The sequence below is a fragment of the Idiomarina sp. 29L genome (genome assembly GCF_004123135.1).
In the GTDB taxonomy this organism is placed as follows: Bacteria; Pseudomonadota; Gammaproteobacteria; order Enterobacterales; family Alteromonadaceae; genus Idiomarina.
The window spans coordinates 237,966-263,072 of record NZ_SDJS01000001.1 but is presented as its reverse complement, the minus strand read 5'-3'; the positions used below and the strand labels follow the sequence as shown (position 1 = coordinate 263,072).

25 protein-coding genes are annotated in these 25,107 nt (G+C 46.7%); 22 read left to right on the top strand and 3 right to left on the bottom strand.

What is annotated here, in order from left to right:
- Positions 1–56 precede the first annotated feature (56 nt).
- The 22 genes from EST55_RS01210 to EST55_RS01105 all read left to right on the top strand — a co-directional run bounded on the left by EST55_RS01210 (position 57) and on the right by EST55_RS01105 (position 20,694).
- The gene (locus tag EST55_RS01210) at positions 57–926 is read left to right on the top strand and encodes a DMT family transporter (protein WP_088768487.1); all 870 of its coding nucleotides are present in this window, start codon (positions 57–59) and stop codon (positions 924–926) included.
- 80 nt (positions 927–1,006) lie between these two features.
- On the top strand, positions 1,007–2,446 hold the full coding sequence (miaB, locus tag EST55_RS01205) for a tRNA (N6-isopentenyl adenosine(37)-C2)-methylthiotransferase MiaB (RefSeq protein WP_129496217.1): 1,440 nt from the start codon (positions 1,007–1,009) through the stop codon (positions 2,444–2,446).
- 11 nt (positions 2,447–2,457) lie between these two features.
- A complete protein-coding gene (locus EST55_RS01200) occupies positions 2,458–3,450 on the top strand; it encodes a PhoH family protein (protein ID WP_088768489.1) in 993 nt (330 codons plus the stop codon).
- Complete coding sequence (gene ybeY, locus EST55_RS01195) at positions 3,447–3,932, top strand: rRNA maturation RNase YbeY (protein WP_129496216.1); 486 nt, start codon at positions 3,447–3,449, stop codon at positions 3,930–3,932. Before EST55_RS01200 ends, ybeY begins: the two co-directional genes overlap by 4 nt.
- Entirely contained in the window at positions 3,932–4,813 is an 882-nt protein-coding gene (gene corC, locus EST55_RS01190; RefSeq protein WP_088768491.1) for a CNNM family magnesium/cobalt transport protein CorC, read from the top strand. The genes ybeY and corC overlap by 1 nt, the downstream gene beginning before the upstream one ends.
- Complete coding sequence (gene lnt, locus EST55_RS01185; protein ID WP_129496215.1) at positions 4,813–6,324, top strand: apolipoprotein N-acyltransferase; 1,512 nt, start codon at positions 4,813–4,815, stop codon at positions 6,322–6,324. The genes corC and lnt overlap by 1 nt, the downstream gene beginning before the upstream one ends.
- A 102-nt stretch (positions 6,325–6,426) precedes the next feature.
- Entirely contained in the window at positions 6,427–6,624 is a 198-nt protein-coding gene (locus tag EST55_RS01180; protein ID WP_088768493.1) for a hypothetical protein, read from the top strand.
- 35 nt (positions 6,625–6,659) lie between these two features.
- A complete protein-coding gene (gene leuS / locus EST55_RS01175; protein ID WP_129496214.1) occupies positions 6,660–9,236 on the top strand; it encodes a leucine--tRNA ligase in 2,577 nt (858 codons plus the stop codon).
- 5 nt (positions 9,237–9,241) lie between these two features.
- The gene (gene lptE / locus EST55_RS01170) at positions 9,242–9,724 is read left to right on the top strand and encodes an LPS assembly lipoprotein LptE (RefSeq protein ID WP_129496213.1); all 483 of its coding nucleotides are present in this window, start codon (positions 9,242–9,244) and stop codon (positions 9,722–9,724) included.
- 11 nt (positions 9,725–9,735) lie between these two features.
- Entirely contained in the window at positions 9,736–10,815 is a 1,080-nt protein-coding gene (holA, locus tag EST55_RS01165) for a DNA polymerase III subunit delta (RefSeq protein ID WP_129496212.1), read from the top strand.
- Entirely contained in the window at positions 10,812–11,441 is a 630-nt protein-coding gene (gene nadD / locus EST55_RS01160; protein ID WP_129496211.1) for a nicotinate-nucleotide adenylyltransferase, read from the top strand. Before holA ends, nadD begins: the two co-directional genes overlap by 4 nt.
- A gap of 75 nt (positions 11,442–11,516) precedes the next feature.
- Entirely contained in the window at positions 11,517–11,837 is a 321-nt protein-coding gene (gene rsfS, locus EST55_RS01155; RefSeq protein ID WP_088768498.1) for a ribosome silencing factor, read from the top strand.
- Positions 11,838–12,308, top strand: coding sequence for a 23S rRNA (pseudouridine(1915)-N(3))-methyltransferase RlmH (gene rlmH / locus EST55_RS01150; protein WP_129496210.1), 471 nt, complete (start codon positions 11,838–11,840; stop codon positions 12,306–12,308).
- A gap of 11 nt (positions 12,309–12,319) precedes the next feature.
- On the top strand, positions 12,320–14,215 hold the full coding sequence (gene mrdA, locus EST55_RS01145; RefSeq protein WP_129496209.1) for a penicillin-binding protein 2: 1,896 nt from the start codon (positions 12,320–12,322) through the stop codon (positions 14,213–14,215).
- Complete coding sequence (rodA, locus tag EST55_RS01140) at positions 14,202–15,317, top strand: rod shape-determining protein RodA (RefSeq protein WP_088768501.1); 1,116 nt, start codon at positions 14,202–14,204, stop codon at positions 15,315–15,317. Before mrdA ends, rodA begins: the two co-directional genes overlap by 14 nt.
- Positions 15,318–15,332: 15 nt before the next feature.
- Positions 15,333–16,298 carry a lytic murein transglycosylase B gene (gene mltB / locus EST55_RS01135; protein ID WP_129496208.1) on the top strand — a complete coding sequence of 322 codons (966 nt, stop codon included), beginning with the start codon at positions 15,333–15,335 and terminating at the stop codon, positions 16,296–16,298.
- On the top strand, positions 16,285–17,106 hold the full coding sequence (locus tag EST55_RS01130; protein ID WP_129496207.1) for a septal ring lytic transglycosylase RlpA family protein: 822 nt from the start codon (positions 16,285–16,287) through the stop codon (positions 17,104–17,106). The genes mltB and EST55_RS01130 overlap by 14 nt, the downstream gene beginning before the upstream one ends.
- A 68-nt stretch (positions 17,107–17,174) precedes the next feature.
- On the top strand, positions 17,175–18,335 hold the full coding sequence (locus tag EST55_RS01125; RefSeq protein ID WP_088768504.1) for a D-alanyl-D-alanine carboxypeptidase family protein: 1,161 nt from the start codon (positions 17,175–17,177) through the stop codon (positions 18,333–18,335).
- Positions 18,336–18,346: 11 nt separating this feature from the next.
- The gene (gene ybeD / locus EST55_RS01120) at positions 18,347–18,613 is read left to right on the top strand and encodes a DUF493 family protein YbeD (RefSeq protein WP_129496206.1); all 267 of its coding nucleotides are present in this window, start codon (positions 18,347–18,349) and stop codon (positions 18,611–18,613) included.
- 44 nt (positions 18,614–18,657) lie between these two features.
- Entirely contained in the window at positions 18,658–19,323 is a 666-nt protein-coding gene (gene lipB, locus EST55_RS01115; RefSeq protein ID WP_129496205.1) for a lipoyl(octanoyl) transferase LipB, read from the top strand.
- Entirely contained in the window at positions 19,307–20,275 is a 969-nt protein-coding gene (lipA, locus tag EST55_RS01110; protein WP_129496204.1) for a lipoyl synthase, read from the top strand. Before lipB ends, lipA begins: the two co-directional genes overlap by 17 nt.
- Before the next feature lie 26 nt (positions 20,276–20,301).
- Positions 20,302–20,694, top strand: coding sequence for an MAPEG family protein (locus tag EST55_RS01105; RefSeq protein WP_129496203.1), 393 nt, complete (start codon positions 20,302–20,304; stop codon positions 20,692–20,694).
- Here EST55_RS01105 and EST55_RS01100 read toward each other — a convergent pair.
- From EST55_RS01100 to pnp, 3 genes are all read right to left on the bottom strand, one after another.
- Complete coding sequence (locus EST55_RS01100) at positions 20,673–21,803, bottom strand: peptidase (protein WP_100690439.1); 1,131 nt, start codon at positions 21,801–21,803, stop codon at positions 20,673–20,675. The genes EST55_RS01105 and EST55_RS01100 overlap by 22 nt on opposite strands.
- Positions 21,800–22,687 (bottom strand): lipoprotein NlpI, encoded by an 888-nt coding sequence (gene nlpI, locus EST55_RS01095; protein ID WP_129496202.1) that lies wholly within the window; start codon positions 22,685–22,687, stop codon positions 21,800–21,802. Before nlpI ends, EST55_RS01100 begins: the two co-directional genes overlap by 4 nt.
- 105 nt (positions 22,688–22,792) lie before the next feature.
- A complete protein-coding gene (gene pnp, locus EST55_RS01090; RefSeq protein WP_129496201.1) occupies positions 22,793–24,943 on the bottom strand; it encodes a polyribonucleotide nucleotidyltransferase in 2,151 nt (716 codons plus the stop codon).
- Between the last annotated feature and the right edge of the window lie 164 nt (positions 24,944–25,107).

The following is a 25,107-nucleotide window of genomic DNA, read 5'->3' as shown; positions in this document are numbered from 1 at the left end:
CCGTTATCATAGTCATATTCATCAGTGTAAATGCCACATTTTTTAAGAGCACCTCAATGGCAACGACAGACACCTCACAAAAAGCCGTTATTCTCGCCTCATTTTTAATTTTAAGCGCAGAGGCGAGCTTTGCCGGTGTCAGTGCTTTGGTAAAATTCATCAGCCAAGACCAGCCTTTTGAACAACTGGTGTTTTTTAGAAACCTAACCGCATTTTTAGTATTGCTGCCCTGGCTATGGCGAAAAGGACCTGGGTCGCTAAAAACAACCCGTTTAGGTTTGCATCTCATTCGCGCCGCTGCCGGCATTACCGCCATGTACTTGTTTTTCTTTGCCATAGCCAGTATCCCGCTGGCTCAGGCAACACTGGTGCTGCTTTTATCGCCCTTTTTAATACCAATCATTGGCTGGCTTTGGTTAAAAGACTACGTCGCCCGCCAAACCTGGTTGGCTATTGCCCTTGGTTTTGTCGGCGTATTTATTTTCCTCGACCCGATGAACAGTGAACTCTCTCCGGTTATTGCCGTTGCGTTTTTGGCGGCTGCCTTGGCCGCTTTTACCAAAACAGTGATACGGCGTATGTCGAGCACCGAGTCTACCAGTAAAATTGTTTTCTACTTCAGTACGTTAGCAACTATTGCCTCTGGTGTGCCATTGCTTTGGTTATGGGAACCCATTCCCAGTCATCATTGGCTTGGCGTTTTCGCACTTGGCCTACTTGCCGTTTACGGTCAACTAGCGATGACAAAAGCGTTTTCTATAGCGCCCCCCGCAAAAGTCGGTGTTTTCACTTACAGTTCGGTTATTTTTGCCGCCTTGCTGGGCTTTTGGTTATTTGATGAAGCGCTTGCATGGCATATGCTCTGGGGCGCACTGATTATATTTGTGGCGGGCTATTTTGCGATACGCTCACGTCGTAAGAGCTAACAAATTCGTGTTTGGCAATTTGCCCCAATAAACGATAAAATATCCGGTCTTAATTAGAACCTATCAACCATCGAGTAGTCATGAGCAAGAAGTTATATATCAAAACATGGGGTTGTCAGATGAACGAGTACGATTCAGCGAAAATGGCTGATCTACTTAAATCGACACACGGGTACGACGTTGCAGAAGATGCTGAAGACGCTGATCTGATCCTGTTGAACACCTGCTCCATTCGCGAAAAGGCTCAGGAAAAGGTTTTCCACCAGTTAGGTCGCTGGAAAAATCTGAAGCAGAAAAAACCTGACTTGCTCATTGGCGTTGGCGGCTGTGTGGCCTCTCAGGAAGGCGACGAAATTCGCTCTCGCGCCCCCTTTGTCGATATTATATTTGGGCCGCAGACGTTGCACCGCCTACCAGAGATGGTCAACCAAGTCAGCGAAACCCATGCGCCAATGGTTGATGTGTCGTTCCCTGAAATTGAAAAGTTTGACCGTTTGCCAGAGCCTAAGGCTGACGGTGCCAGTGCTTTCGTTTCGATTATGGAAGGCTGCAGCAAGTACTGTTCTTTCTGCGTTGTCCCTTACACGCGCGGCGAAGAAGTCAGCCGCCCTGTTGACGATGTCATCTATGAAATTGCTCAGCTGGCAGATCAAGGCGTACGCGAAGTGAATTTGCTCGGTCAAAACGTAAATGCCTACTTAGGTGAACACTTTGATGGCACTCAGTGTCGCTTTGCCGAGTTACTTCACCTGGTTGCTGCCATTGATGGCATTGACCGTATTCGTTATACCACATCGCACCCAGTCGAGTTTACCGACGATATTATTGAAGCCTACACAACGATTCCAGAGTTGGTGAGTCATCTGCACTTACCGGTACAGAGCGGCTCTGATCGCGTACTGACAATGATGAAGCGCGGTCATACAGCGCTTGAATACAAGTCAAAAATGCGTGCTTTAAAGAAAGCACGTCCGGACATTGCTCTGTCATCTGACTTCATTATCGGCTTCCCGGGGGAGTCCGATGCTGATTTTCAAGCAACTATGGATTTGATCCAAAGCGTTGATTTTGACATGAGTTTCAGCTTTATTTATAGCGCACGTCCGGGAACTCCGGCCGCCGACTTGCCTGATGACGTTTCAGAGGAAACCAAAAAGCAACGCTTACAAATTTTACAGCAATGCTTAAATCAGCAATCTATGGCGCATGCGCGACGCATGCTGGATACTGAGCAAAGAATATTAGTGACAGGACCTTCGAAAAAGAACCCAATGGAACTGTCTGGAAGAACAGAAAATAACCGGGTTGTAAATTTTGTCGGACAACCCCATATGATAGGTCAGTTCGTTGATGTTCGTATTACAGAAGTGTTACCGAACAGTCTTCGCGGCGATCTTATCCGTGAAGAGAAAGACATGGGGCTACGTGTCGACACCGCCCCAGAAACGATTTTACAAAGAGGCAAAGTCAACGAACCTGACGAGTTGGGTGTTGTAAAAATGCCTCCACAAGCGAGTTAAAGAGGAATCGATTGAGTCCACAAACGCAAACGCTAGATTTTGAATTGGAGCCGACGGATTCTCGTCGGCTTTCTAACCTCTGCGGGCCTTTAGACGAGAACCTGCAGCATATTGAGCGCCGCCTTGGTGTTGAGATAACCCACCGCGGTCATCAGTTTCGTTTAATAGGCAACGCTAAAACGGTTTCGGCTGTGCAAAAGTTGCTGCTTGATTTATATGTCGATACGGCACCAATGAAAGGTCGTGACGGTCAAATTGAGCCAGAGCAGGTACATTTAGCCATTCAACAGGCCAAAGTCCTTGAACAGGACCGCGACAAAGGCGATCCAGCCGCAGAAAAAATGACACACATTAAGACCAAACGCGGTCTTATTAAGCCACGCAACCATAATCAGGCTGAGTACGTTCGGGCTATTTTGGCTCACGACGTGAATTTCGGCATTGGTCCTGCAGGTACGGGTAAAACCTACTTAGCCGTCGCTTGTGCCGTTGACGCATTAGAGCGCCAGGAAGTCCGCCGTATTTTACTGACCCGTCCGGCTGTGGAAGCAGGCGAAAAACTGGGTTTTTTACCCGGTGATTTGGCTCAAAAAGTCGATCCTTACTTAAGGCCTCTTTATGATGCGCTATTCGAGATGCTTGGCTTTGAAAAGGTCGAGAAGCTTATTGAAAGAAACGTCATTGAAGTTGCCCCACTGGCTTATATGCGTGGTCGTACTTTGAACGATGCCTTTATCATCCTGGATGAAAGTCAAAACACAACCTGTGAACAAATGAAAATGTTCCTGACACGTATCGGCTTTAACTCGCGTGCGGTCATTACCGGAGATATTACACAGGTCGACTTACCACGCGGCCAACGCTCGGGCTTACGTCACGCCATTGAGGTTTTAAATAAAGTATCAGATGTCAGCTTTACCTTTTTCCAGGCAGGAGATGTTGTAAGGCACCCAGTGGTTCAACGTATTGTCCAAGCATACGATGAGTTCGATAAGCGCTCATGAGTAAGATCACGCTTGATTACCAAACTGCCGAGGGTATTAAAGACGCACCGGAAGAAAGCACCATTGCTCTTGCGGCCAACGCTGTTATTAAGCACCTTGGTATCGATAAGCCTGTGGAGCTAACGGTTCGAGTTGTAAAAGATAACGAAGCCGCTGAACTCAACCACCAGTTCAGAAGCAAAAATTACCCAACAAACGTGCTGTCTTTTCCTTTTGAAAGTCCCGTTGAATTACCCATCCAGTTATTGGGTGATTTAGTCATCTGTCAAAGCGTCGTTGAGCGCGAAGCAAAAGAGCAAAATAAGTCCGTTATCGCCCACTGGACGCACATGGTGATACACGGTACTCTGCACCTTTTGGGTTACGACCATATACAAGAAGAAGATGCCGTCGAAATGGAGTCGATAGAAAAACGAATTATGGCTTCTCTTGATTATCCAGACCCATATGAAACAACAAGCAACACGGAGCATACACTTTAATGAGCGACGACAACCCCCACTCAGCCAACGGCTCGTCGGGTAAATCTTGGGCAGCCAAGTTATTACAAATATTCACCGGTGAGCCGAAAAGCAGAGAAGAACTCGTCGATTTAATTCAGGACGCTGAAGAGCGTGATCTGATTGATAACGATACCAAAGAAATGATTGAAGGCGTGCTCGATGTCGCGGAGCTTAAAGTTCGCGATATCATGATTCCGCGCTCGCAAATGGTCACTATTGATGTGCACCAAAGCGTCGAAGAGTTTTTACCTATCGTTATCGACTCTCAACACAGTCGCTATCCGGTAGTGACGGATAATAAAGATCAGGTTGAGGGTATTCTACTCGCGAAAGACTTGCTCAGTTATGGCTTTAACTCAAACGAAGAAGACTTTTCGTTAGAAAAGGTCATGCGACCGGCTGTCATTGTTCCCGAAAGCAAGCGGGTTGACGTGTTACTAAAAGACTTCCGCTCTAATCGTTATCACATGGCTATTGTGGTTGACGAGTACGGTGGTGTTTCAGGCCTCGTAACGATTGAAGATATTCTCGAAGAAATTGTTGGTGAAATTGAGGATGAAACCGATATCAATGAAAACGATGACAAGCAAAACATTCGTCGCTTAAGTCCGACCCGTTATTCAGTGAAAGCACTAACCACTATCGAAGACTTTAACGACTACTTTAAGTCTGAGTTCAGTGATGAAGAACACGACACTGTTGGTGGTTTAGTCGCTCACGGGTTTGGTCACCTTCCACAAGCCGGAGAAGAAATTACGTTGGGTAACTTCACTTTTCGCATCACCAACGCCGATAAGCGAAGGATTCAACAGCTTCAGGTCAGCATTCAGGAAGTCGAGACGTCGGAGAGTACTGAATAATGACAAAACGCTGGGGGAGTAAGTTAAGCTCTCTGCTACTATTATTGTCAGGAGCATCGCTCACGCTGGCATACTCCCCTTTCAACTGGCACTGGTTGCCGTTTATTGTCTTACCCGTTGTTATAAAAATCATTTGGCCAATGGCTCCGAAGCGAGCCTTTTATGCGGGCCTAACCTTTGGGCTGGGTTGGTTTTCAACAGGCCTTAGCTGGATTTACGTCAGTATCGACCAGTACGGTGGCTTGCCCGTCTACGCCACTATATTAATCCTGTTGCTGCTGTTTCTTTATCTGTCCTTATTCCCGGCAATGGCCTTTGGATTGTGGCAGAAACTCGCACACAGAAAACCTCAGTGGCGCTTTTCATTACCGCTCATTTGGCTGGGTTTCGAGCTTCTTCGCGGTTGGCTATTTACTGGCTTCCCGTGGTTAAGCCTTGGCTATACACAAACTGACGGCATTTATGCCAATTTAGCGCCACTTATCGGTGAATCAGGTATTACGGTCGCCCTTTGGATGACTGCACTGTGCATCTTTATGGCGATTAAGCACCACCGCCCACTACTATTCATTGTGCCGCTTATTTTAATGACGGTGTCGTCAGTCAGTCACAAATTACAACCAACCTGGAGAAGCACGGAGTCAACCAGCATCCTACTAGTACAGGGAAACATTCAGCAGTCACTAAAATGGCAAGCGGAACAGCAGTGGCCTAATATTTTACGATACCTCGACTTAACCCGACCTAAATTCAATCACGACATTGTGATTTGGCCAGAGTCCGCAGTCACCGCGCTAGAGCCGTATGCTCAAGACGTTTTAACGACTATGGAACAATCGGCATCGGTGAACGGCTCGGCTCTGATTACCGGTATCATCGATTACGACAGACTCAATGACGCCTTTTATAACAGTGTGATTGTGCTTGATGATGACACCTATGAATACAGTGGCAAGAATCGTTATCAGAAACACCATTTATTGCCTATTGGGGAGTTCGTCCCTTTTGAGGACATTCTCCGCCCAATAGCCCCGCTATTTAATTTGCCGATGTCTTCTTTTAGCCGCGGCCACTACCAACAGCCTAATTTAGAAGCGAATAACAGAAAGCTCTCGATGGCCATTTGCTACGAAATTGCGTTTCCGCAGCAAGTTCGGGACAACACCTTTGAAGACACAGACTTTCTGGTGACCATAAGCAATGATACCTGGTTTGGTGACTCTCACGGACCGTGGCAGCACATGCAAATTTCCCGAATGCGGGCTCTCGAATTACAACGTCCTCTTTTACGGGCAACGAATAACGGCGTCACCGCGATAGTGGATGAGTTCGGACAATTTATTGATAAAGCTCCGCAGTTTAAGGCGACCACCGTTTCTGCGGAGCTGTATCCGGTGAACGGCAATACCTGGTTTAAACAATTTGGTCTTTGGGGTGCGTTAATACTTGCACTTCTCGGCCTGGTGCCGGCCAGCTTAACGAAAGCCCGCAATAAGCGAACTCAAGCGTAGTCATAACGCGTTAAAATCAGTACACTATTAAGCTGTATATTCAGTGTGTCAGCAGAGCCTTTATCTGCCGTTATTATTTATACTTTCTACAGGAATATCATTATGGAAAATATCTTCGATGCTATTTTGTTTGCCGTTCTGGTTGCCGCTGGCGGTTTAGGTCTAAGCAGCTGGTTGATGTTATTAGGTATCGATAAGTCAGCCCCTGCAGAAGTCAAACAACGCTCTGTGTTTGAGTATGGCTTTTTTGGCTTAGCTGGCATCGTTGTCATGCTGGTCATGTGGTACGCCATTAGTTAATTCACTTTATTGCACCAACGGAAGTAAGCAGGACTATGCAAGAACAATATAACCCCAGCAAAATTGAAGCTGCCATGCAAAAGCGCTGGCAGGAACAAGACGTTTTTACCGCTAAAGAAGAGCCTGGCAAAGACAAATTCTATTGCCTATCAATGTTCCCTTACCCTAGCGGTAAGTTACATATGGGGCATGTTCGCAACTATACGTTAGGCGATGTTATCAGTCGTCATCAACGCATGTTGGGTAAAAATGTTTTACAGCCAATGGGCTGGGATGCGTTCGGTTTGCCTGCTGAAAACGCCGCAATACAGAATAAGACTGCGCCGGCGAAATGGACCTATCAAAATATCGACTACATGCGCGACCAGTTAAAAAGTTTAGGTTTTGGTTACGACTGGAATCGCGAGGTTGCGACCTGCTCTCCTGACTATTACCGCTGGGAACAATGGTTTTTCACTAAGCTTTATGAAAAGGGTCTGGTTTATAAAAAGAACGCAACAGTTAACTGGGACCCGGTCGACCAAACCGTTTTAGCCAACGAGCAAGTGATCGATGGTAAAGGATGGCGCTCGGGGGCAACCGTAGAACAAAAGGAAATTCCACAGTGGTTTATAAAAATCACTGACTATGCCGAAGAGCTTCTGGACGACCTTGACCAACTTGACGGCTGGCCGGAACAGGTTAAAGCCATGCAGCGCAACTGGATTGGCCGTTCTGAAGGGGTTGAAGTCGACTTTTCAGTCAATGGCTATGATCAGCCCCTAACAGTCTACACCACGCGCCCTGACACTATTTATGGCGTGACTTATATGGGGGTTGCAGCTGGCCACCCGCTGGCTAAAGAGGCGGCAAAAAACAATACTGCCCTGGCCGAATTCATCGAAGACTGCAAAAACAACAAGGTTGCAGAAGCCGATATCGCCACCATGGAAAAGCTGGGTATGGATACCGGCTTCAAGGCCGTTCACCCAATGACCGGTGAAGAAATTCCGGTATGGGTCGCCAACTTTGTGCTAATGGACTACGGCTCAGGCGCCGTTATGGCCGTACCGGCGCACGATCAGCGTGACTGGGAGTTTGCCACCAAATACAAACTTCCGATTCAGCCCGTTATTGAACCACTTTCAGGCGACAGTGACATTAGCCAGGCGGCGATTACGGAAAAAGGAACCGTTATCAATTCAGACCGTTTCAACGGGCTGAGCTCGGCAGACGCGTTTGATGCTATCGCCAAAGAATTAAGCGAAAAAGGCATCGGTGAGAAGAAAGTCAACTACCGTTTACGCGACTGGGGCGTTTCTCGTCAGCGTTATTGGGGCACCCCCATTCCGATGCTCAACCTCGAAAATGGCGAGTCCGTGCCGGTTCCAGAAGAACAACTGCCCGTTAAATTGCCGGAAGACGTCGTCATGGATGGTGTTAACTCACCTATCAAGTCCGATCCTCAATGGCGTAAAACGGAATACAACGGCATAGCGGCCGAGCACGAAACAGATACCTTTGACACCTTTATGGAATCGTCATGGTACTACGCTCGCTACTGCAGTGCTCAAACCCACGACGCAATGTTAGATCCTGAGAAAGCGAATTACTGGCTTCCTGTCGACCAGTACATTGGTGGCATTGAGCACGCGATACTGCACTTACTGTACGCACGCTTCTTTCACAAACTGCTTCGTGACACCGGCTTAGTAGAGTCTGACGAACCGTTTAAGCGCTTACTATGCCAAGGCATGGTGTTAGCAGACAGCTATTACCGCGACACCGAAAAAGGCGGTAAAGAATGGTTCTCTCCATTAGATGTCGATATTCAACGTGACGATAAAGGCGCCATTTCCGGCGCTACGTTAAAAGCCGACGGCAAACCGGTAGAAGTTGGTGGCATGAGTAAAATGTCAAAATCGAAAAATAACGGTATTGACCCGCAAACCATGGTCGAACGTTACGGTGCCGACACCGTTCGCCTGTTTATGATGTTTGCTGCGCCACCAGAAATGACGCTTGAGTGGTCTGACTCCGGAGTAGAAGGTGCTCAACGTTTTCTGCGTCGTTTATGGAAACTGACTTTCGACTTCATTAATGCCGGAGGCTATGCATCCGGTGAAACACTGAATTCACAGCAAAAGACTCTGCGCCGTGAGTTGCACAAAGCGATAGCCAAAGTCACCGACGACATGGGCAGACGCCAGCACTTTAATACGGCTATTGCCGCAATAATGGAGTTACTAAACCACCTCCAGAAAGCGCCAATGGAGACGAACGCTGATCGCCAGGTGTTGGGTGAAGCTATTGACGCAATGGTTCGAATGTTAGCGCCAATTACCCCTCATGTGTGCGAGCAGTTATGGGTAGAACTTGGCCACGAAGAACCATTGTCATTCGCAAAGTGGCCAAACGTTGACGAAAGCGCCCTAGTAGAAGACGAAAAGCTGATTGTTGTTCAAATCAACGGCAAGGTTCGGGCTAAGTTGACCGTGTCTGCTGATGCGTCAGCTGAGCAAGTTGAACAGCAAGCCTTTGACGACGAGTCGGTACAAAAACACGTTGAAGGAAAAGAGATTCGTAAGAAAATCTACGTTCCCGGAAAAATTCTCAACATTGTTGTTGGTTAACCTCGATGAGAACAGTCACACAGGTACTCTTGAGTTTTTCGTTGATAGCCATACTCTCCGGGTGTGGCTTTCAGCTCCGTGGCGATTATCAGTTACCGGAAAGTCTGGAGTCAATTCGATTACAGTCAAATGTATCAAAAGAGCTTGCTTATCAAATGGAGCAACGACTGGTTCACTCCGGTATTAACGTTTCCAAAAACAGTAGTTACCAATTAGCGCTGCTTTCTGACAAGCTAGAGAGACGCACCCTGTCACTTTTCGAGAGTGGTCAGGTTGCCGAATACGAGCTGTTGTATCAGGTCAGCTACCAACTGTTGAAAGACAATCAAGTCATCGTTGAGAGAACAGCAGAAGTAGCCAGAGACTATCAGGATGATCCAAACTTTGCGCTGGCAAAAACGCGTGAGCGAGAAATGCTGGTGAATGAAATGCGTGCTGAAGCATCACGAATTATCCTTCAGCAGATAGTTTCTGAACTCTCTCAATAACGGAGCGTTAAGTGCAGACATTGTTCCCAGAACAATTAAGTCAATACATTGAGCGTTCAGGCGTTCCCCCTGTGTTATTGCTGTTTGGCGATGACTTGTTATTGCGGATGGATGCCATAGACGTTATCCGGCAACATTTCGGCCACGACGCAGAAAAATATCATTGGATACAGTCAAAGGACTTTGAATGGAAGCAACTGAGTGAACTCGAACAATCAATGAGTTTATTCGGAAGCGACACACTTATTGAACTCGAGCTTCCGGAAAACAAACCCGGAAAAGAAGGTTCAAACGCTTTACACAGTTACGCAAATCAACTGCCTGAAAACCATACACTGGTTGTCATTGGAAGCTACTTAAAAAAGGAGCACCAGAATAGCCGTTGGTTTAAGTCGCTAGCTGAACACGGCCCTCTTATTCGAACCCAAAGTCCCGATAAGGCTCGTTTGCCGGTGTTTATTCATAAGCGTGCCCAAAAGTACCAACTGACGCTAGCCGAAGGCGTACCTGAATTACTGTCTGACTGGTTTGAAGGCAACTTGTTAGCGCTTGATCAAGAACTGCGTAAATGGCAATTACTCAGTGATTCCGGCGTCATTACACATGAGTTCCTAACCGATGCGAGCAGTGACTCAAGCCGCTTTAATGTATTCGCGCTGCAAGAAAGTATTCAGGCTGGTAACTATAAAGACGCTCTGCACAAACTGACTCGTTTACTCGATGAGGAAAACGATTTTCATCGCTTTGTCTGGATCTTACAACGGGAAGTTCAATTGCTGACAACGCTGAAAAGTCACGCTGGCAACACAGACGTTTCAGCTCTTTTTCGTCGTAATATGATTTGGTCAAATCAACAACCAGGTTATATTAAACGAGCTGAGTCTTTATCAGTAGAAGCACTGCACCAATTGCACTACCTCATTGAGCGTTTAGAAATGGCATTAAAACAGGACAGTGGTGAGTCGCCATTAGTGCTTACTGTTCACTTGCTTGGACTGCTGTGTCAGAAGGAAAGCAGCTTAACGGCTGCCCATAGTTTGCAGCCGTTCTCTCACCCGTTCCAGCTTGAAAATACTTTTATTTCATTATGATCAGAGCAGTCTTTGGCGGCACGTTTGACCCGATCCATCATGGTCATTTAGAGACATCCAACGCACTAATGAAAGAGCTCGGAATTGACCGCCTTGCGTTCATGCCAAGCGCCATTCCTCCGCATCGTGCACAACCGGAAGCTTCAGCTAAACAGCGTCTCGATATGGTCAGGCTTGCCTGCAAGGACTATCCGGGGTTTGAGGCTGAGGACTGGGAGCTGAAGCAAACACGTCCGTCTTACACAGCATCGACACTCGCTGAACTTTCTGAGCATTATCCAGGCGACACACTCATTTTTGTGATGGGTATGGACTCGCTAATGAGCTTAAATCAGTGGTATCAGTGGCAAGACATTATAAAGCATGCGCATATCGTCGTTATGCCAAGAAGCGGTGTTCCTTTTGAGCCGCAGGACAGTGAACTGAAGCGTTTCATTGAACAACACCGAGTTTATCAGCCCGGTATCCTCACAAATAGTCCTGACGGTAAACTTTATATAGCGCAAACACCACTTATTGATATTTCAGCAACAGAGCTTCGAAGTCAATTACACGAGCGCCCCGCTTCACCGCCTATCCCAACCTCGGTTTACGAGTATATTAAAACAAACAAACTGTATTTGTAGCTGAACAGCCCTGCGATATTCTGTTAAACTTACCGGTTGAAGCAAAACCTTTTTAAATCAAATGGAGACCCTCCTTTGCAGGCAGAAGAATTACGCGATTTTGTCATCGACAAAATTGAAGATATAAAAGCCCGTGACATTCAAGTTTTAGATGTTCACGATAAAACAGACGTTGCTGACTTTATGGTCATTTGTTCGGGCAGTTCAAAAACGCACGTTAAAAGCATTGCCGAGTATCTGGCAACTGAAGCGAAACACGCAGGCTTTCCGCCTATCGGTATTGAAGGCGGCGAGCAGTCAGAGTGGGTTTTAGTCGACTTGGGTGATGTGGTTTTGCATGTTATGCAAGAAGCTATCCGCGACTTTTATCAGCTTGAAAAGCTCTGGGGCCAGTAAGTGCAAATCCAGTTACTTGCGGTTGGCACTAAGATGCCAACCTGGGTAAAAGAAGGCTTTGAGCAATACCAAAAGCGTTTCCCTAACGACTGCAAATTTGTATTAACCGAAATTGCGGCTCAAAAGCGTACAAAGAAAGCCGATGTGAACCGAATCGTGCAGGAAGAAGGCAAGGCGCTCATTCAAGCTATCCCCAAAGGCAACAAAGTCATTACACTGGAAGTAAACGGTAAAGCGTGGGATACACCGAAGCTGGCCCAACAGCTTGCCGCCTGGCAAATGGATGGGCGCGATGTTACGTTGCTGGTTGGTGGCCCTGAAGGACTATCGAGTGAGTGTCTGGCGCTTGCGGAGCAACGTTGGTCGTTATCAAAGCTGACGCTGCCACACCCAATGGTTCGGTTAATTGTTGCTGAAAGTCTTTACCGAGCATGGAGTTTGAATAATAATCACCCTTATCACAGAGAATAATAACGATAATAATGCGTCAGCGCACAACCATACGTGATCACGAAGCCGAATCAGCTATTTTTGCCCGCCGTGCGATGGTCGCTATCGTTATTGTTGTGGCGGTATTCGTATTGCTGGCATCCAATATGTTCCACTTACAAGTAAGTGAACATAACGAACTGCAAACCCGTTCAAACGACAACCGAATTAAGCTTGTTCCTTTAGCCCCTAACCGAGGACTGATTTACGATCGTAACGGCGTTTTATTAGCTGAAAACAAGCCTATTTACAGTATTGACGTTACCCCGGAAGAAGTACCTGACTTAGACGCAACCCTGACATCCCTCCAGAGTTTGCTGGGGTTCCCCGATGAGACTCTTGAGCAATTTAAACAAAACTTAAAAAGCCAACGACGCTTTAACAATGTTCCATTACTCGACAATGTGAATGAAAAAGAACTTGCTACATTCGCAGCACATCAACATAAATTTCCTGGGGTGAGCCTTGAAGCACGCCTTATCCGCAGTTATCCCTATGCGGATTTACTAACCCACGCTGTCGGCTACGTTGCCAAAATTAACCAACAGGACGTCAATCGCCTTAAAGAACAAGGCGGACTTGCTAATTACGCAGCCAGTCGCACCATCGGTAAACTAGGCATTGAAAAGTATTACGAAAAGCAACTTCACGGCACTGTCGGTTATCAAAGTGTTGAGGTGAATAACCGGGGACGTGCCGTTCGCACGCTAAGTATTGAAGCGCCTGAACCTGGAGTGGACGTGATTCTCGAGCTTGATATTGAACTCCAGAAAAAGGCCGTTGAGCTGCTTGGAGAAAGCCGGGGATCAATTATTCTTATGGATAACGATACGGGTGCTATTCTTGCCATGGCAAGTACCCCAAGCTATAACCCGAACTGGTTTGTAAACGGTATCTCAGTCAAGCAGTATCGCTCCTTATTGAATTCTAAAGACAGCCCCCTGCTCAACCGGGCAACTCAGGGCGCTTACCCGCCCGCTTCAACCGTTAAGCCGCAGATTGCACTCCTCGGCCTTGAAGACGGCACCATTACTAAAGACACCCGCATTTGGGACCCTGGCTGGTTCGAAATTAAAGGCGTAGACAGACGTTACCGCGATTGGCTTGCCTGGGGGCATGGATGGGTCGATGTGACCAGTGCGATAACCGAAAGCTGTGACACATTTTACTACGACATGTCGCTCAAGCTCGGTATCGATAAAATATCTGACTTTATGACAAAGTTTGGGTTTGGTGAAATCACAGGCATCGATATACACGAAGAAGTCCCCGCACTCATGCCGTCCCGAGGTTGGAAACGGGCCCGATTTGGCCAACCTTGGTACGCTGGTGAGACGTTATCGGTAGGTATTGGACAAAGTTATTGGACAGCGACCCCCATTCAACTAACCGTGGCGACTTCCATTGTGGCGAATGAAGGAAAGCATGTTATTCCTCGGCTACTTCGGGGCACTTTAGATGGAGGGCAAGTGTCAGAAGCATTAATTACTCACAACCGTCCGGTAGAAGTAAAAAAAACAGCACACTGGGACGTTATTAAAGACGCACTGAAGAAAGTGAACATGAGTGACACCGGCACAGCACGTTCAGCATTTAGAGATGCCGAATACAGTTCAGCCGGTAAAACAGGTACGGCGCAAGTTCGAAGCCTGGGCGAGGACGAAGAGTACAATGCGGAAGAGATTGCAGAACGCTACCGCGACAATGCTATGTACGTTGGTTATGCACCGGCAACTGACCCTAAAGTCACTATCGTTGTTGCTATTGAGAACTCACTCGGCGGTGGTGGCAGCGTGGCAGCTCCTGTTGCTCGCAAAATGCTTGATGCATGGCATTCTCGTTACATGATTAAGGATAACCAGCAGGTGAAAGACGATGCTGACAACTGAAGAACGACAGCGAAACCCGCTACTAAAAAAAATTCATATTGACGGACCTTTATTTTTGGCCCTTATTACGCTTTCTGTTGTCAGTTTATTCGTGGTTTTTAGCGCATCGGGTCAAGATATAGCGATGATGCAGCGTCAGTCAGTTCGAATTTTAGCGTCCTTTGTCGTGCTGTTTATTCTTGCACAAGTTCCACCACGGGCATTGAGCCGACTTGCCGTTCCGCTATTTCTTATGGCAGTGCTACTGCTGGTGGCCGTTCTTGCTTTTGGCGAAATGGGTAAAGGCGCACAACGCTGGCTCGATATTGGTCCGATAACGATACAGCCATCTGAAATAATGAAGCTTGCTATGCCACTCATGTTGGCTTGGTATATGGACAGACGACAAATTCCTCCCACATTAACTCACCTTTTTGGCGGCCTGCTTCTTGTGTTGATACCCACATTACTAATAGCGAAGCAGCCCGATTTAGGAACTTCATTGATTGTTGCCAGTGCCGGATTGTTTGTTATTTTTCTGGCAGGTCTCAGTTGGCGACTGGTCATGACCGCCGCTGTAGCGGCCGCCGCCTTTGCCCCCGTACTTTGGTTTTATCTCATGCACGACTATCAACGAGAGCGTGTACTGACCTTTTTAAACCCAGAGAGAGACCCACTTGGTAGCGGCTACCACATTATTCAATCACAAATAGCCATAGGCTCGGGTGGTATTGATGGCAAAGGCTGGTTGCAGGGAACTCAGTCACAACTTGAGTTTCTGCCTGAACGGCACACCGATTTTATCTTTTCGGTATTTAGCGAGGAATTCGGTCTTACCGGTGTTGTGTTGCTTCTGGCTTTATACGGTTTTGTGATTTTGCGCGGCCTTATTCTTGCCATGCGAGCTCAGGACATTTTCAGTAAGTTGCTCGCCGGCTCTATAACGCTGACCTTCTTTGTGTATGTTTTTGTAAATATTGGTATGGTTTCAGGACTCTTACCTGTTGTTGGGGTACCATTACCCTTAATAAGTTACGGTGGCACCTCAATGGTGACGCTTATGGCGGGTTTTGGCATATTAATGTCGATAGCGACTCACCACAGGCTCATTATAAACAATTAAAACAAGAGGCTGGTTATGCGTTTATTAGCAGGCATTACACTATCTATTTTCAGTTTTGGTCTGGCGGCACAGGATAATGTACCAAGTGTTGATGAGTTTATTGAGCAGCAAGTTCAGCAACATAACCTTGACAGAGAACAACTGAATAAGTGGTTAAGCAAGGCCAAGGTTAACAACGAAGTACTTGAAGCGATACAGCGTCCTTGGGAAGCCAAACCCTGGTATCAGTACTATCCAATCTTTTTAACTGAGAAACGCCTAAAAGCCGGTTTAAAGTTTTGGGAAGAGCACGAAGCCACACTCGAAAAAGCAGAGCAAGAGTACGGTGTTCCGGCTCAGATCATTGTCGCAATTATTGGAGTAGAAACCTTTTATGGTAACTATATGGGAAAATATTCCATATTGGATTCACTTTATACTTTAGGTTTCCATTACCCCCCCCGCGCTAAATTCTTTCGTTCTGAGCTTTCAGAGTTCTTTCAGTTAGCTTCTGAAGAGGATTGGGATATTAATTCAGCGAAAGGCTCCTATGCAGGAGCTATGGGTTACGGACAGTTCATTTCATCCAGTTATCGTCATTATGCCGTCGATTTTGACGGTGACGGCGAGCGCAACCTGCTAACCAACCCTGTCGATGCTATTGGCAGTGTCGCCAATTACTTCGCAAAGCATAACTGGCAAGCAGGACAGCCTATAGCACAACCGCTAAACCATAGTGAGAACTGGTCAAAAGTGCTTAGCGACGGCATGAAACCCAATACCACGCGCAAGGCACTGAAAAAACAAGGATTTGATTTACCCAATAACGAAACCGTGACACCGGACACCAAGGTTCGGGTCTTTGAATTTGAAACTGAAAATGCCGCAGAATACTGGTTGGGCTACAATAACTTTTACGTGATTACGCGCTATAACCATAGTCCACTCTACGCCATGGCGGTTTACCAATTCAGTGAGCAATTGAAAAATGCGCGCCGCTAGCCTGCTCTATTACTCGTTAATCACTGTTCTGGTTGTTGGTTGCAGTTCTGATCCCTCAGGAAGGTACAGCCAACATCACGATAGCGCGCCGACTCGCTTACCAACTCAGGCAGAGTTAAGAAATGCGGTTCCGGTTCCCGAGCCGCATAGTCCTCAGGGCAACCGCGACTATGAAGTTTTTGGTAAACAATATGAGGTTATGGAGCAAGCCGACGGTTATGTCGAAGAGGGCTATGCCTCATGGTACGGCAATAAATTTCATGGCCATCTTACCTCGAATGGCGAGTACTATGACATGTACAGTATGACAGCTGCTCATACTCGACTGCCCTTACCCACTTATGTAAAAGTCACTAACCTAAGCAATGAACGAAGCGTTATCGTAAGAGTCAATGACCGCGGCCCCTTCCACCCCGAACGCATTATTGATCTTTCTTTTGCCGCCGCTTATAAGCTTGATATGCTGGATTCTGGAACCGCTCATGTCCGGGTCGAAGCGATAAACCTGAAAACACCGTTAGCCAGTGCCGGTGAGCAACCAGCAACGAGTTCTTACCATATTCAATTAGTGGCATCGTCCGATAAGCAACGTTTGTCGCAAATAAAAGACCAATTACCGACAACGCTTAAAGAAATTGCAACTACCGAGCAAAATGATGGTCTATACAAACTAGTATTAGGGCCTGTTCCGGAACACGAAAGTCACAACCTACTCGAACAAGTAAGAGCCAGTGGTTACCCTAAAGCCTTTCGTGTAAAAGCAACGCAAAACACTACGGCTGCGCCTGACGGGACAGCGCAGAACTGATATAATTCGGCGCTAAATTAAAACTCGCGTTTTACATGTTGTTTCACCTGACTAAAAAGATAATTCCAATGAAAAAAATCTGTCGTTTTTTTGCCATCGTTGCCATTACCTTTAGTACTGCAAGCGTAGCAGCAGCTCAATCTCTGGTGCCTAGCGCACCATCCGTTAATGCGAAAGCTTACATCTTGATTGACCACACAACCGGTAAAGTGCTGGCTCAAGAAAATGCAGACGAAAGCTTACCACCTGCAAGTCTGACTAAAATGATGACAAGTTACATTATTGGAAAAGAAATTCTTGCCGGCCGAATTTCACCAAGTGATCAAGTCACCATTAGTGAGAATGCCTGGGCTAAGAACTTTCCTGAGTCATCAAAGATGTTTATCGAAGTTGGCAAACAAGTGCCTGTCGAAAAGCTGAACAAAGGTATTATCATCTCCTCAGGTAACGACGCCTGTGTGGCCATGGCTGAACATATCGCCGGTAGTGAGGACGCCTTCGCTGACCTCATGAACAACTACGCGCAACAACTTGGGATGTCAAGCAGCCACTTTGCAAACAGCCATGGGCTGCCAGATCCAGAGCAGTACGTATCGGCACGTGATATGGCAACTTTGGCCAGCGCGTTGATTAATGAAACGCCAGAAGAGTACGAGTTATACGCGCAAAAATCCTTTACCTATAACAACATTAAGCAGTACAACCGCAACTCGTTGTTGTGGGACAGAAGTTTAAATGTCGACGGCATTAAAACTGGGCATACAAATGAAGCCGGTTACAGCCTGGTTTCTTCTGCTGTAGAAGACGGCACTCGTCTCATTGCGGTCGTTATGGGAACGAACAGCGAACAAGCGCGAAAAGTAGAAAGTAAAAAGCTACTTAACTACGGTTTCCGTTACTACGAAACAGTAAAAGCCTATGAAGCCGGTGAAAGTTTTGTGGCGCACCGCATTTGGGGTGGCGACATCGACGAAGTAGCGTTAGGTATCAGCGAGGATGTCGTTGTCACTTTGCCTCGCGGTCAAAAAGATGATTTAAACGCAAATTTCGAATTAGACCAGAAGCTACAAGCACCACTTAGTAAGGGCCAAAAGGTTGGAACTGTCTATTTGCAGCTAAATGGTGAAGATGTTGCATCTTTTCCACTAGTCACCTTACAAGCTGTTGAGGAAGGCGGCTTTTTCAAAAAAATTATGGACTATATTAAGCAACAATTTAGTGAAGAATAAAGGTTCAACTCATGCAAAAAACGCGCTTTGATAAATTGGTGGACTTCCCGACGCGTTTCACGTTTAAAGTGATGGGCGTCGCGACTGAAAGTTTACCTGATCAAGTAGTAGCCGTACTCCAAGAGCATGCTCCTGGGGATTATACACCGTCCGTTAAGCCCAGTAGCAAAGGAAACTATCATTCAGTGTCTGTATCCGTTCGAGTGGAAAGTCAGGAGCACATAGAAATATTGTACCGCTCGCTTTCCGATATTGATGACGTTCGTTACGTACTTTGATGTAACGACTAGCCGTAGGGCTTTACAAACGTTATAATTGCGGCATGAATGACACTCTTATCATACGCACACTTGGCAGGCAGCCATACGAACCTGTATGGCACGCCATGCAGGCGTTTACGGACCAACGTGACGAAGCCACCGCTGATGAACTCTGGGTGGTTGAGCACGATCCTGTCTTTACCCAAGGACAAGCCGGTAAAGAAGAACACCTTCTTGCCCCGGGAGACATTCCCGTAATACAAGTCGATCGCGGTGGTCAGGTCACGTATCACGGCCCTGGTCAGGTCGTTATATACTTTCTTCTGGATATTCGACGTTTAAAATATGGCGTCAGACAACTGGTCAATCGCATCGAGCAAACCATTGTCGATATGCTCGCTGACTATAATATAGAGGCAGCAGCGAGACGCGATGCACCTGGCGTTTATGTCAGCGGTGATAAGGTGTGTTCATTAGGACTACGCATTCGCAAAGGCTGTTCATTCCATGGTCTCGCACTCAACGTCAATATGGATATGGAACCTTTTGCCCGCATAAACCCATGTGGCTTAACCGGTATACAAATGGTCCAAACGAAAGATATGAATGGACCACAAAGTTTTGATGAAGCCGCAAATGCGGTTATCAAGCATTTCACAGATGCGCTGTCATACAGCAACATTCTTCAACAAACAGGACTCGCTCAAGATTATGTCAAAGCCAGTTAGAGTTGAACCTGGCGTCAAAATGCGCGACGCCGACAAAATGGCCCTCATACCCGTGCAGGTTATTCCAACCGAGCGCGACGAAATGCTGCGCAAACCATCATGGTTGAAAGTGAAGCTTCCCTCTTCAACCGAGCGAATTGACGAAATTAAGCAGGCAATGCGCAGTCACGGATTACATTCTGTTTGTGAGGAAGCGTCGTGCCCTAATCTCCCGGAATGCTTTAATCACGGCACGGCCAGCTTCATGATCCTAGGCGACATATGCACACGTCGATGCCCTTTCTGTGATGTTGCGCACGGCCGTCCATTACCTCCGGACTCCGAAGAGCCAGAAAAATTAGGTAAAACCATTCGCGACATGAAAGTGAAATACGTCGTTATCACTTCAGTTGACCGTGATGACTTACGCGATGGTGGAGCTCAACACTTCGCTGACTGCATTCGCGAAATTCGCCACCACTGTAATGGCGACATTCAGGTGGAAGTGTTGGTACCTGACTTTCGCGGTCGTATGCAGGTTGCCTTAGACATTTTAAAAGACGAAGCACCTGATGTGTTCAACCATAATCTGGAAACTGTGCCTCGCTTATATAAAGCAGCACGCCCGGGTGCGAATTATCAGTGGTCACTTGATTTACTGAAAAAGTATAAAGAAGCACGCCCTGACATTCGAACCAAATCAGGGCTCATGGTTGGTCTTGGAGAAACCAAAGAAGAAATTCTTGAAGTGATGCGAGACTTACGAGCGCACGATGTTGATATGCTGACGATTGGACAGTATCTTCAACCAAGCCGGCATCATCTTCCGGTAGCGCGTTACGTGCACCCTGACGAGTTTGAAGAACTGCGCATAGCTGGCGAAGAAATGGGCTTTTCACACATCGCCAGTGGCCCGTTGGTCCGCTCGTCTTACCATGCCGATCTGCAAGCGGCTGGTGAAACCGTTCGTTAAAACATTAAAAACAACAGGAGCGCTTTGTGAGCTTACTTATATGGTGTTTACTCATTGCCGGGCTGCTACCTATTTTAGCCAAGGCGCCTGTTGTTTACTTCCAAAACCGCGACAATGGTTACGACAATAAGCATCCAAGAGCTCAGCAACAACGACTTATCGGTCGCGGTGCACGTGCTGTTGCTGGTCATTATAATGCGTATGAAGCTTTCCCTTTATACGCAGTTGCGTTGTTAGCGGCCATAGCAACAAACACTGTAACAGAGCGCATTGAGTTTCTGGCTATCGCCTTTATCGTATTACGAGTGCTCTACCACGTTGCTTATTTAGCGAACTATGACAAACTGCGTTCTTTACTGTGGTTTATGGCGACTTTCTGTCCGGTGATCATACTAGCTCAATTAGCCGTTTTGCTTTGAGCTTCTATTAGCTTCAGATACACCTTTGGCCAATATTCGGTTGCATGCTGTTCCATAGCGGTAGTTTCTTTAACTGGCTTCCAGGCTTGAAAGCCCTCTTCAGTATTACATGTATCCGCTTTAAATAGCCCCACTTTATGCTTGTTTGCATCAGAGCCCAACACCCAGTATTGACCCGTATGCTGAGCAATGTCTTTCCAGGAACTTAGGCTATTTTGCCAGGGAAGACGTTCATATAGGGCTTTGATATCGCTTTCCGAAACACCTTGTGCGTTCGCACCGGTTACTACGACATTAAGGCTTTTATGTCGATACAGCCCCTGGCAAAAGCTTTTCGCCAAAGTGTCTGACATGGGATACTCGTCAGCTAATCCTAACCAATGAGCAACCTCATGCTGAATGACAGCTGGCGAGCTATGCTCCGTTAATACTATTTGACGGCTGGAAGCACTGGCAATCCCGGAGTCAGCAAGAATTATCTGATAATCGGCTTGCTCACCCGATTTACAATCTGCACGGTCCCTTTCCCCCTTAAGCGTACATTCAAGCGCCACGTCGACCACCCAACGAGAACACCAATTAAGCTCAAATTCACTGCTGTTCAATGCGCTCAAAACTCTGAGGTACTCTGATTTTTGTGCGTGACTGTGACCAATGACAGCCAAAGTGGCATCACACTGTCGGCGACTTTCAAAAGCGTTCAGCAGGCTCCGTTGCTTATCAAGCCAAGTCGTTTGCTTCTGTTCCCAACGAGTCAACCAGCTCCTCAAAGAGAACCTTGCACTGTTAAGCTCGCGCTTTGCGACTGCATTTATCGCTGATGGTATTTCTGCTTTTGCGGCTAACGACAGCCATTCATCCGTCTGTTGAGGAAAGTGTGCCATTAACTGGTTAATGGATTTTACACTCCCCTTCTGAGCGGCCTTTCCCCACCAGTAATAAGCGTTTGTTTTTTTACCTTGCTGCCAATATGCATTGGCTAGTATATGTTGTGCGTGAGCGTTACCGCTGACCGCATTTCTATAGCGCTCTTGACTCTCACTAAGATACTGGTGATTGATATAACCAAACACCAAAAGCACAATAACGGCGAGCGAATTTTTTATCATCGACTGATAAGTGACTGTCGAATCCGATCTAACTCTACTGATGCGTACCGGTGCTCGACGAACTCATACACATTAGTTGAAAGTGCCAGCTTAAAGTAATTCATCGCATCAAGCGGCTTATTTTCAAGTTGCATGTACTTACCAAGGTAGAAATAAGCCTCGCACAGGCGCTCCGTCAGTTGCTCATCTTCACCAAGCTGTTGGGTCATCTTTTCGAGGAACTCATCAACATGCAGGTTACCGAGGAATAGCTGCGCTATCTGGTAACCCCAGTCAGATTTATTCAGCTTATTAATATTCTGGCGAAGCGTACTTTTTGCGTCTTCGGCATTAATATCCACGCTAGTCAAATATAGCCAAATGACTCGGTATGGATCAGAAGGCTCTCGCTCCAGATGATACTCCAGATCCTCTTTCGATAACTCATAGCGCGAGTCATAATATTCCGCTATACCGCGATTTAAGTAAGCATAGTTATGTTTAGGCTCTAACTCTATCGCTGAGTCAAAGGCTTCATATGCGTAGTCAAACTCTTGTAACTGAGTGTACTGAATACCAAGAAAATTATAAGCATCGGCAAGCCGTGGGTTATATTCAAGAGCACGCGTAAAGTCCATTCTGGCCAGCGTACTAAGACCAACCGCATCATATAAAGCACCACGACGGTAATACAGTTCAGCACGTTGCTCGGGGGTTAAATCTTCCGTTAAAACTTGATCAAGTCGCGCCAATTCTATTTCATAACGAAACTCGGCTCGTTCTGGCTCAGCTAGAACGAGTTGACTTATCGCCGACGGCTGTTGCCCCACCAGCGAGGCGCAACCGGATAGAAACATCGAAACAATAGCTAAGCCAACAACGGCATGGACACGGACCAACTGCATAATAATACCTTTCATTTATCAATAGCCCACATTACAGCACATTCAGCGCCTTTCAGGCAAAAAAAAGCCCCGCTAAAATAGCGGGGCTTCTTAATCAGTTGAGAGTTACTCTTCTGTTGAGTTCTCTTCTGAAGTATTGCTCTCAGCACTTGCTGTGTTGTTAGCGTCTTCTTTTTTCTCAACCGCTTCTTTCATGCTCAGACGAACACGACCCTGACGGTCAATTTCCAGTACTTTAACCGGAACAACATCACCAACTTTCAGGTATTCGTTTACGTCGTTCACACGTTCTTCTGCAATTTGAGAAATATGCACAAGACCATCTTTACCCGGCAGCACAGTAACGAAGGCACCGAAGTCTACGATACGTGCGACTTTACCTTGATAAATTTTGCCAACTTCAACATTCGCCGTCAGCTGCTTGATTTTCTCAATAGCCGCATCGGCATCAGCTTGGTCACTCGCTGCTACTTTAATCGTGCCATCATCACCAATTTCGATGTTGGTATTAGTCGACTCAGTTAGCTCGCGAATAACAGCACCGCCTTTACCAATCACGTCTTTGATCTTGTCCTGATCAATCTTGATTGTGGTAAAGCGTGGGGCGTAAGCGGACAGCTCCTGACGATGTCCGCCAATCGCTTCGTCCATCACTTTCAGAATGTGTAAACGAGCTGATTTCGCCTGTGCCAGTGCACTTTCCATAATATCGCGAGTGATACCGTCGATTTTAATGTCCATTTGCAGCGCAGTAATACCGTCGTTGTTACCCGCTACTTTAAAGTCCATATCGCCCAAGTGATCTTCGTCACCCAGAATATCTGAAAGAACGACATGCTTGTCGCCTTCTTTTACCAGACCCATCGCGATACCTGCGACAGACGACTTGATGGGAACACCTGCGTCCATTAATGCTAGTGACGAGCCACACACTGATGCCATAGAGCTTGAACCATTTGATTCCGTAATTTCCGAAACCACACGAATGGTGTATGGGAATTCATCATGGCTCGGCATTACTGCCTGAATACCACGCTTCGCTAAACGACCATGACCAATTTCACGACGCTTAGGAGAGCCCATCATGCCAGTTTCACCCACACAGTATGGAGGGAAGTTGTAATGCAGCATGAAGCGGCTGGTATTTGTGCCTGTTAGCTCGTCAATCATTTGAGCGTCACGGTCTGTACCTAATGTTGCGGTAACCAAAGCCTGAGTTTCACCACGAGTAAACAATGAAGAGCCGTGAGTGCGCGGTAAAACACCGGTCGCTGCGCTAATAGCACGAACCATATCCGGGTCACGACCATCGATACGCTTTTCACCAGCAATGATACGACTGCGAACAATTTCGCTTTCAAGATCGTGGAAAATGTCACCAGCTTCTTCTAAGTCAACATTTTCGTCTTCAGCCGTCAGCTTTTCAGTCATCTGCTGTTTAACTTCGTCAAGCTTACCTTTACGCTCGGCTTTGTCAGTAATGCGGTAAGCTTCTCCAATACCTTGCTCTGCTAACTCACGAACTTTTTGTTGCAGAGTTTCGTTTTTCTCTGGCGCTTTCCAGTCCCACTTTTCTTTACCTGCTTCTGCGGTAAATTCTTCAATGGCTTTGATAACGTCCTGCATGGCTTCATGGCCGTACATGACAGCGCCCAGCATTTGGTCTTCTGACAGCAGTTCAGCTTCAGACTCAACCATTAATACCGCATTCTCTGTACCTGCAACCACGAGATCCAGCTTAGACTGTTCCAGCTCATCCATGGTTGGGTTCAATACATATTCGTCGTTTACCACACCGACACGCGCAGCACCGATTGGGCCTGCGAATGGTACACCTGAAATTGACAGCGCCGCTGACGCACCTATTAGTGCAACAATATCAGGGTTAATTTGTGGATTAACTGAAACAACCGTAGCAACCACCTGAACTTCGTTCATGAAGCCTTCAGGGAATAAAGGACGGATTGGACGGTCGATAAGACGCGATGTCAGCGTCTCGTTTTCACTTGGACGGCCTTCACGTTTGAAGAAGCCACCCGGAATTTTACCTGCTGCGTATGTTTTTTCTTGATAGTTAACTGTCAGCGGGAAAAAGTTTTGCCCTTCACGGACGTCTTTTTTTGCAACAACAGTTACCAGAACTGTTGTGTCATCCATACTGACCAATACGGAGCCAGTGGCCTGACGTGCAATAACGCCAGTTTCTAGAGTGACTGTATGCTGACCGTATTGAAATTGTTTCGTAATTGGATTCACGTTGTCTTTCCTTTACCTAATAAATATAGAACATCCGGATTGATGTTCGTCTTCTCTCTTTATTTGTCTCGCCGCATAGTATAAGGGAATTGTGACAAAATTAAGACCCATAAGACTAAAAAGAAGACAAAAAAAGGGCTGAATTTTACAATTCAGCCCTTTCT

Coding starts and splice junctions, on each gene's coding strand:
- EST55_RS01210 (WP_088768487.1), top strand. CDS start 57: ATGGCAACGACAGACACCTCACAAAAAGCCGTTATTCTCGCCTCATTT.
- miaB (WP_129496217.1), top strand. CDS start 1,007: ATGAGCAAGAAGTTATATATCAAAACATGGGGTTGTCAGATGAACGAG.
- ybeY (WP_129496216.1), top strand. CDS start 3,447: ATGAGTAAGATCACGCTTGATTACCAAACTGCCGAGGGTATTAAAGAC.
- corC (WP_088768491.1), top strand. CDS start 3,932: ATGAGCGACGACAACCCCCACTCAGCCAACGGCTCGTCGGGTAAATCT.
- lnt (WP_129496215.1), top strand. CDS start 4,813: ATGACAAAACGCTGGGGGAGTAAGTTAAGCTCTCTGCTACTATTATTG.
- EST55_RS01180 (WP_088768493.1), top strand. CDS start 6,427: ATGGAAAATATCTTCGATGCTATTTTGTTTGCCGTTCTGGTTGCCGCT.
- leuS (WP_129496214.1), top strand. CDS start 6,660: ATGCAAGAACAATATAACCCCAGCAAAATTGAAGCTGCCATGCAAAAG.
- lptE (WP_129496213.1), top strand. CDS start 9,242: ATGAGAACAGTCACACAGGTACTCTTGAGTTTTTCGTTGATAGCCATA.
- nadD (WP_129496211.1), top strand. CDS start 10,812: ATGATCAGAGCAGTCTTTGGCGGCACGTTTGACCCGATCCATCATGGT.
- mrdA (WP_129496209.1), top strand. CDS start 12,320: ATGCGTCAGCGCACAACCATACGTGATCACGAAGCCGAATCAGCTATT.
- rodA (WP_088768501.1), top strand. CDS start 14,202: ATGCTGACAACTGAAGAACGACAGCGAAACCCGCTACTAAAAAAAATT.
- mltB (WP_129496208.1), top strand. CDS start 15,333: ATGCGTTTATTAGCAGGCATTACACTATCTATTTTCAGTTTTGGTCTG.
- EST55_RS01130 (WP_129496207.1), top strand. CDS start 16,285: ATGCGCGCCGCTAGCCTGCTCTATTACTCGTTAATCACTGTTCTGGTT.
- EST55_RS01125 (WP_088768504.1), top strand. CDS start 17,175: ATGAAAAAAATCTGTCGTTTTTTTGCCATCGTTGCCATTACCTTTAGT.
- ybeD (WP_129496206.1), top strand. CDS start 18,347: ATGCAAAAAACGCGCTTTGATAAATTGGTGGACTTCCCGACGCGTTTC.
- lipB (WP_129496205.1), top strand. CDS start 18,658: ATGAATGACACTCTTATCATACGCACACTTGGCAGGCAGCCATACGAA.
- lipA (WP_129496204.1), top strand. CDS start 19,307: ATGTCAAAGCCAGTTAGAGTTGAACCTGGCGTCAAAATGCGCGACGCC.
- EST55_RS01100 (WP_100690439.1), bottom strand. CDS start 21,803: ATGATAAAAAATTCGCTCGCCGTTATTGTGCTTTTGGTGTTTGGTTAT.
- nlpI (WP_129496202.1), bottom strand. CDS start 22,687: ATGCAGTTGGTCCGTGTCCATGCCGTTGTTGGCTTAGCTATTGTTTCG.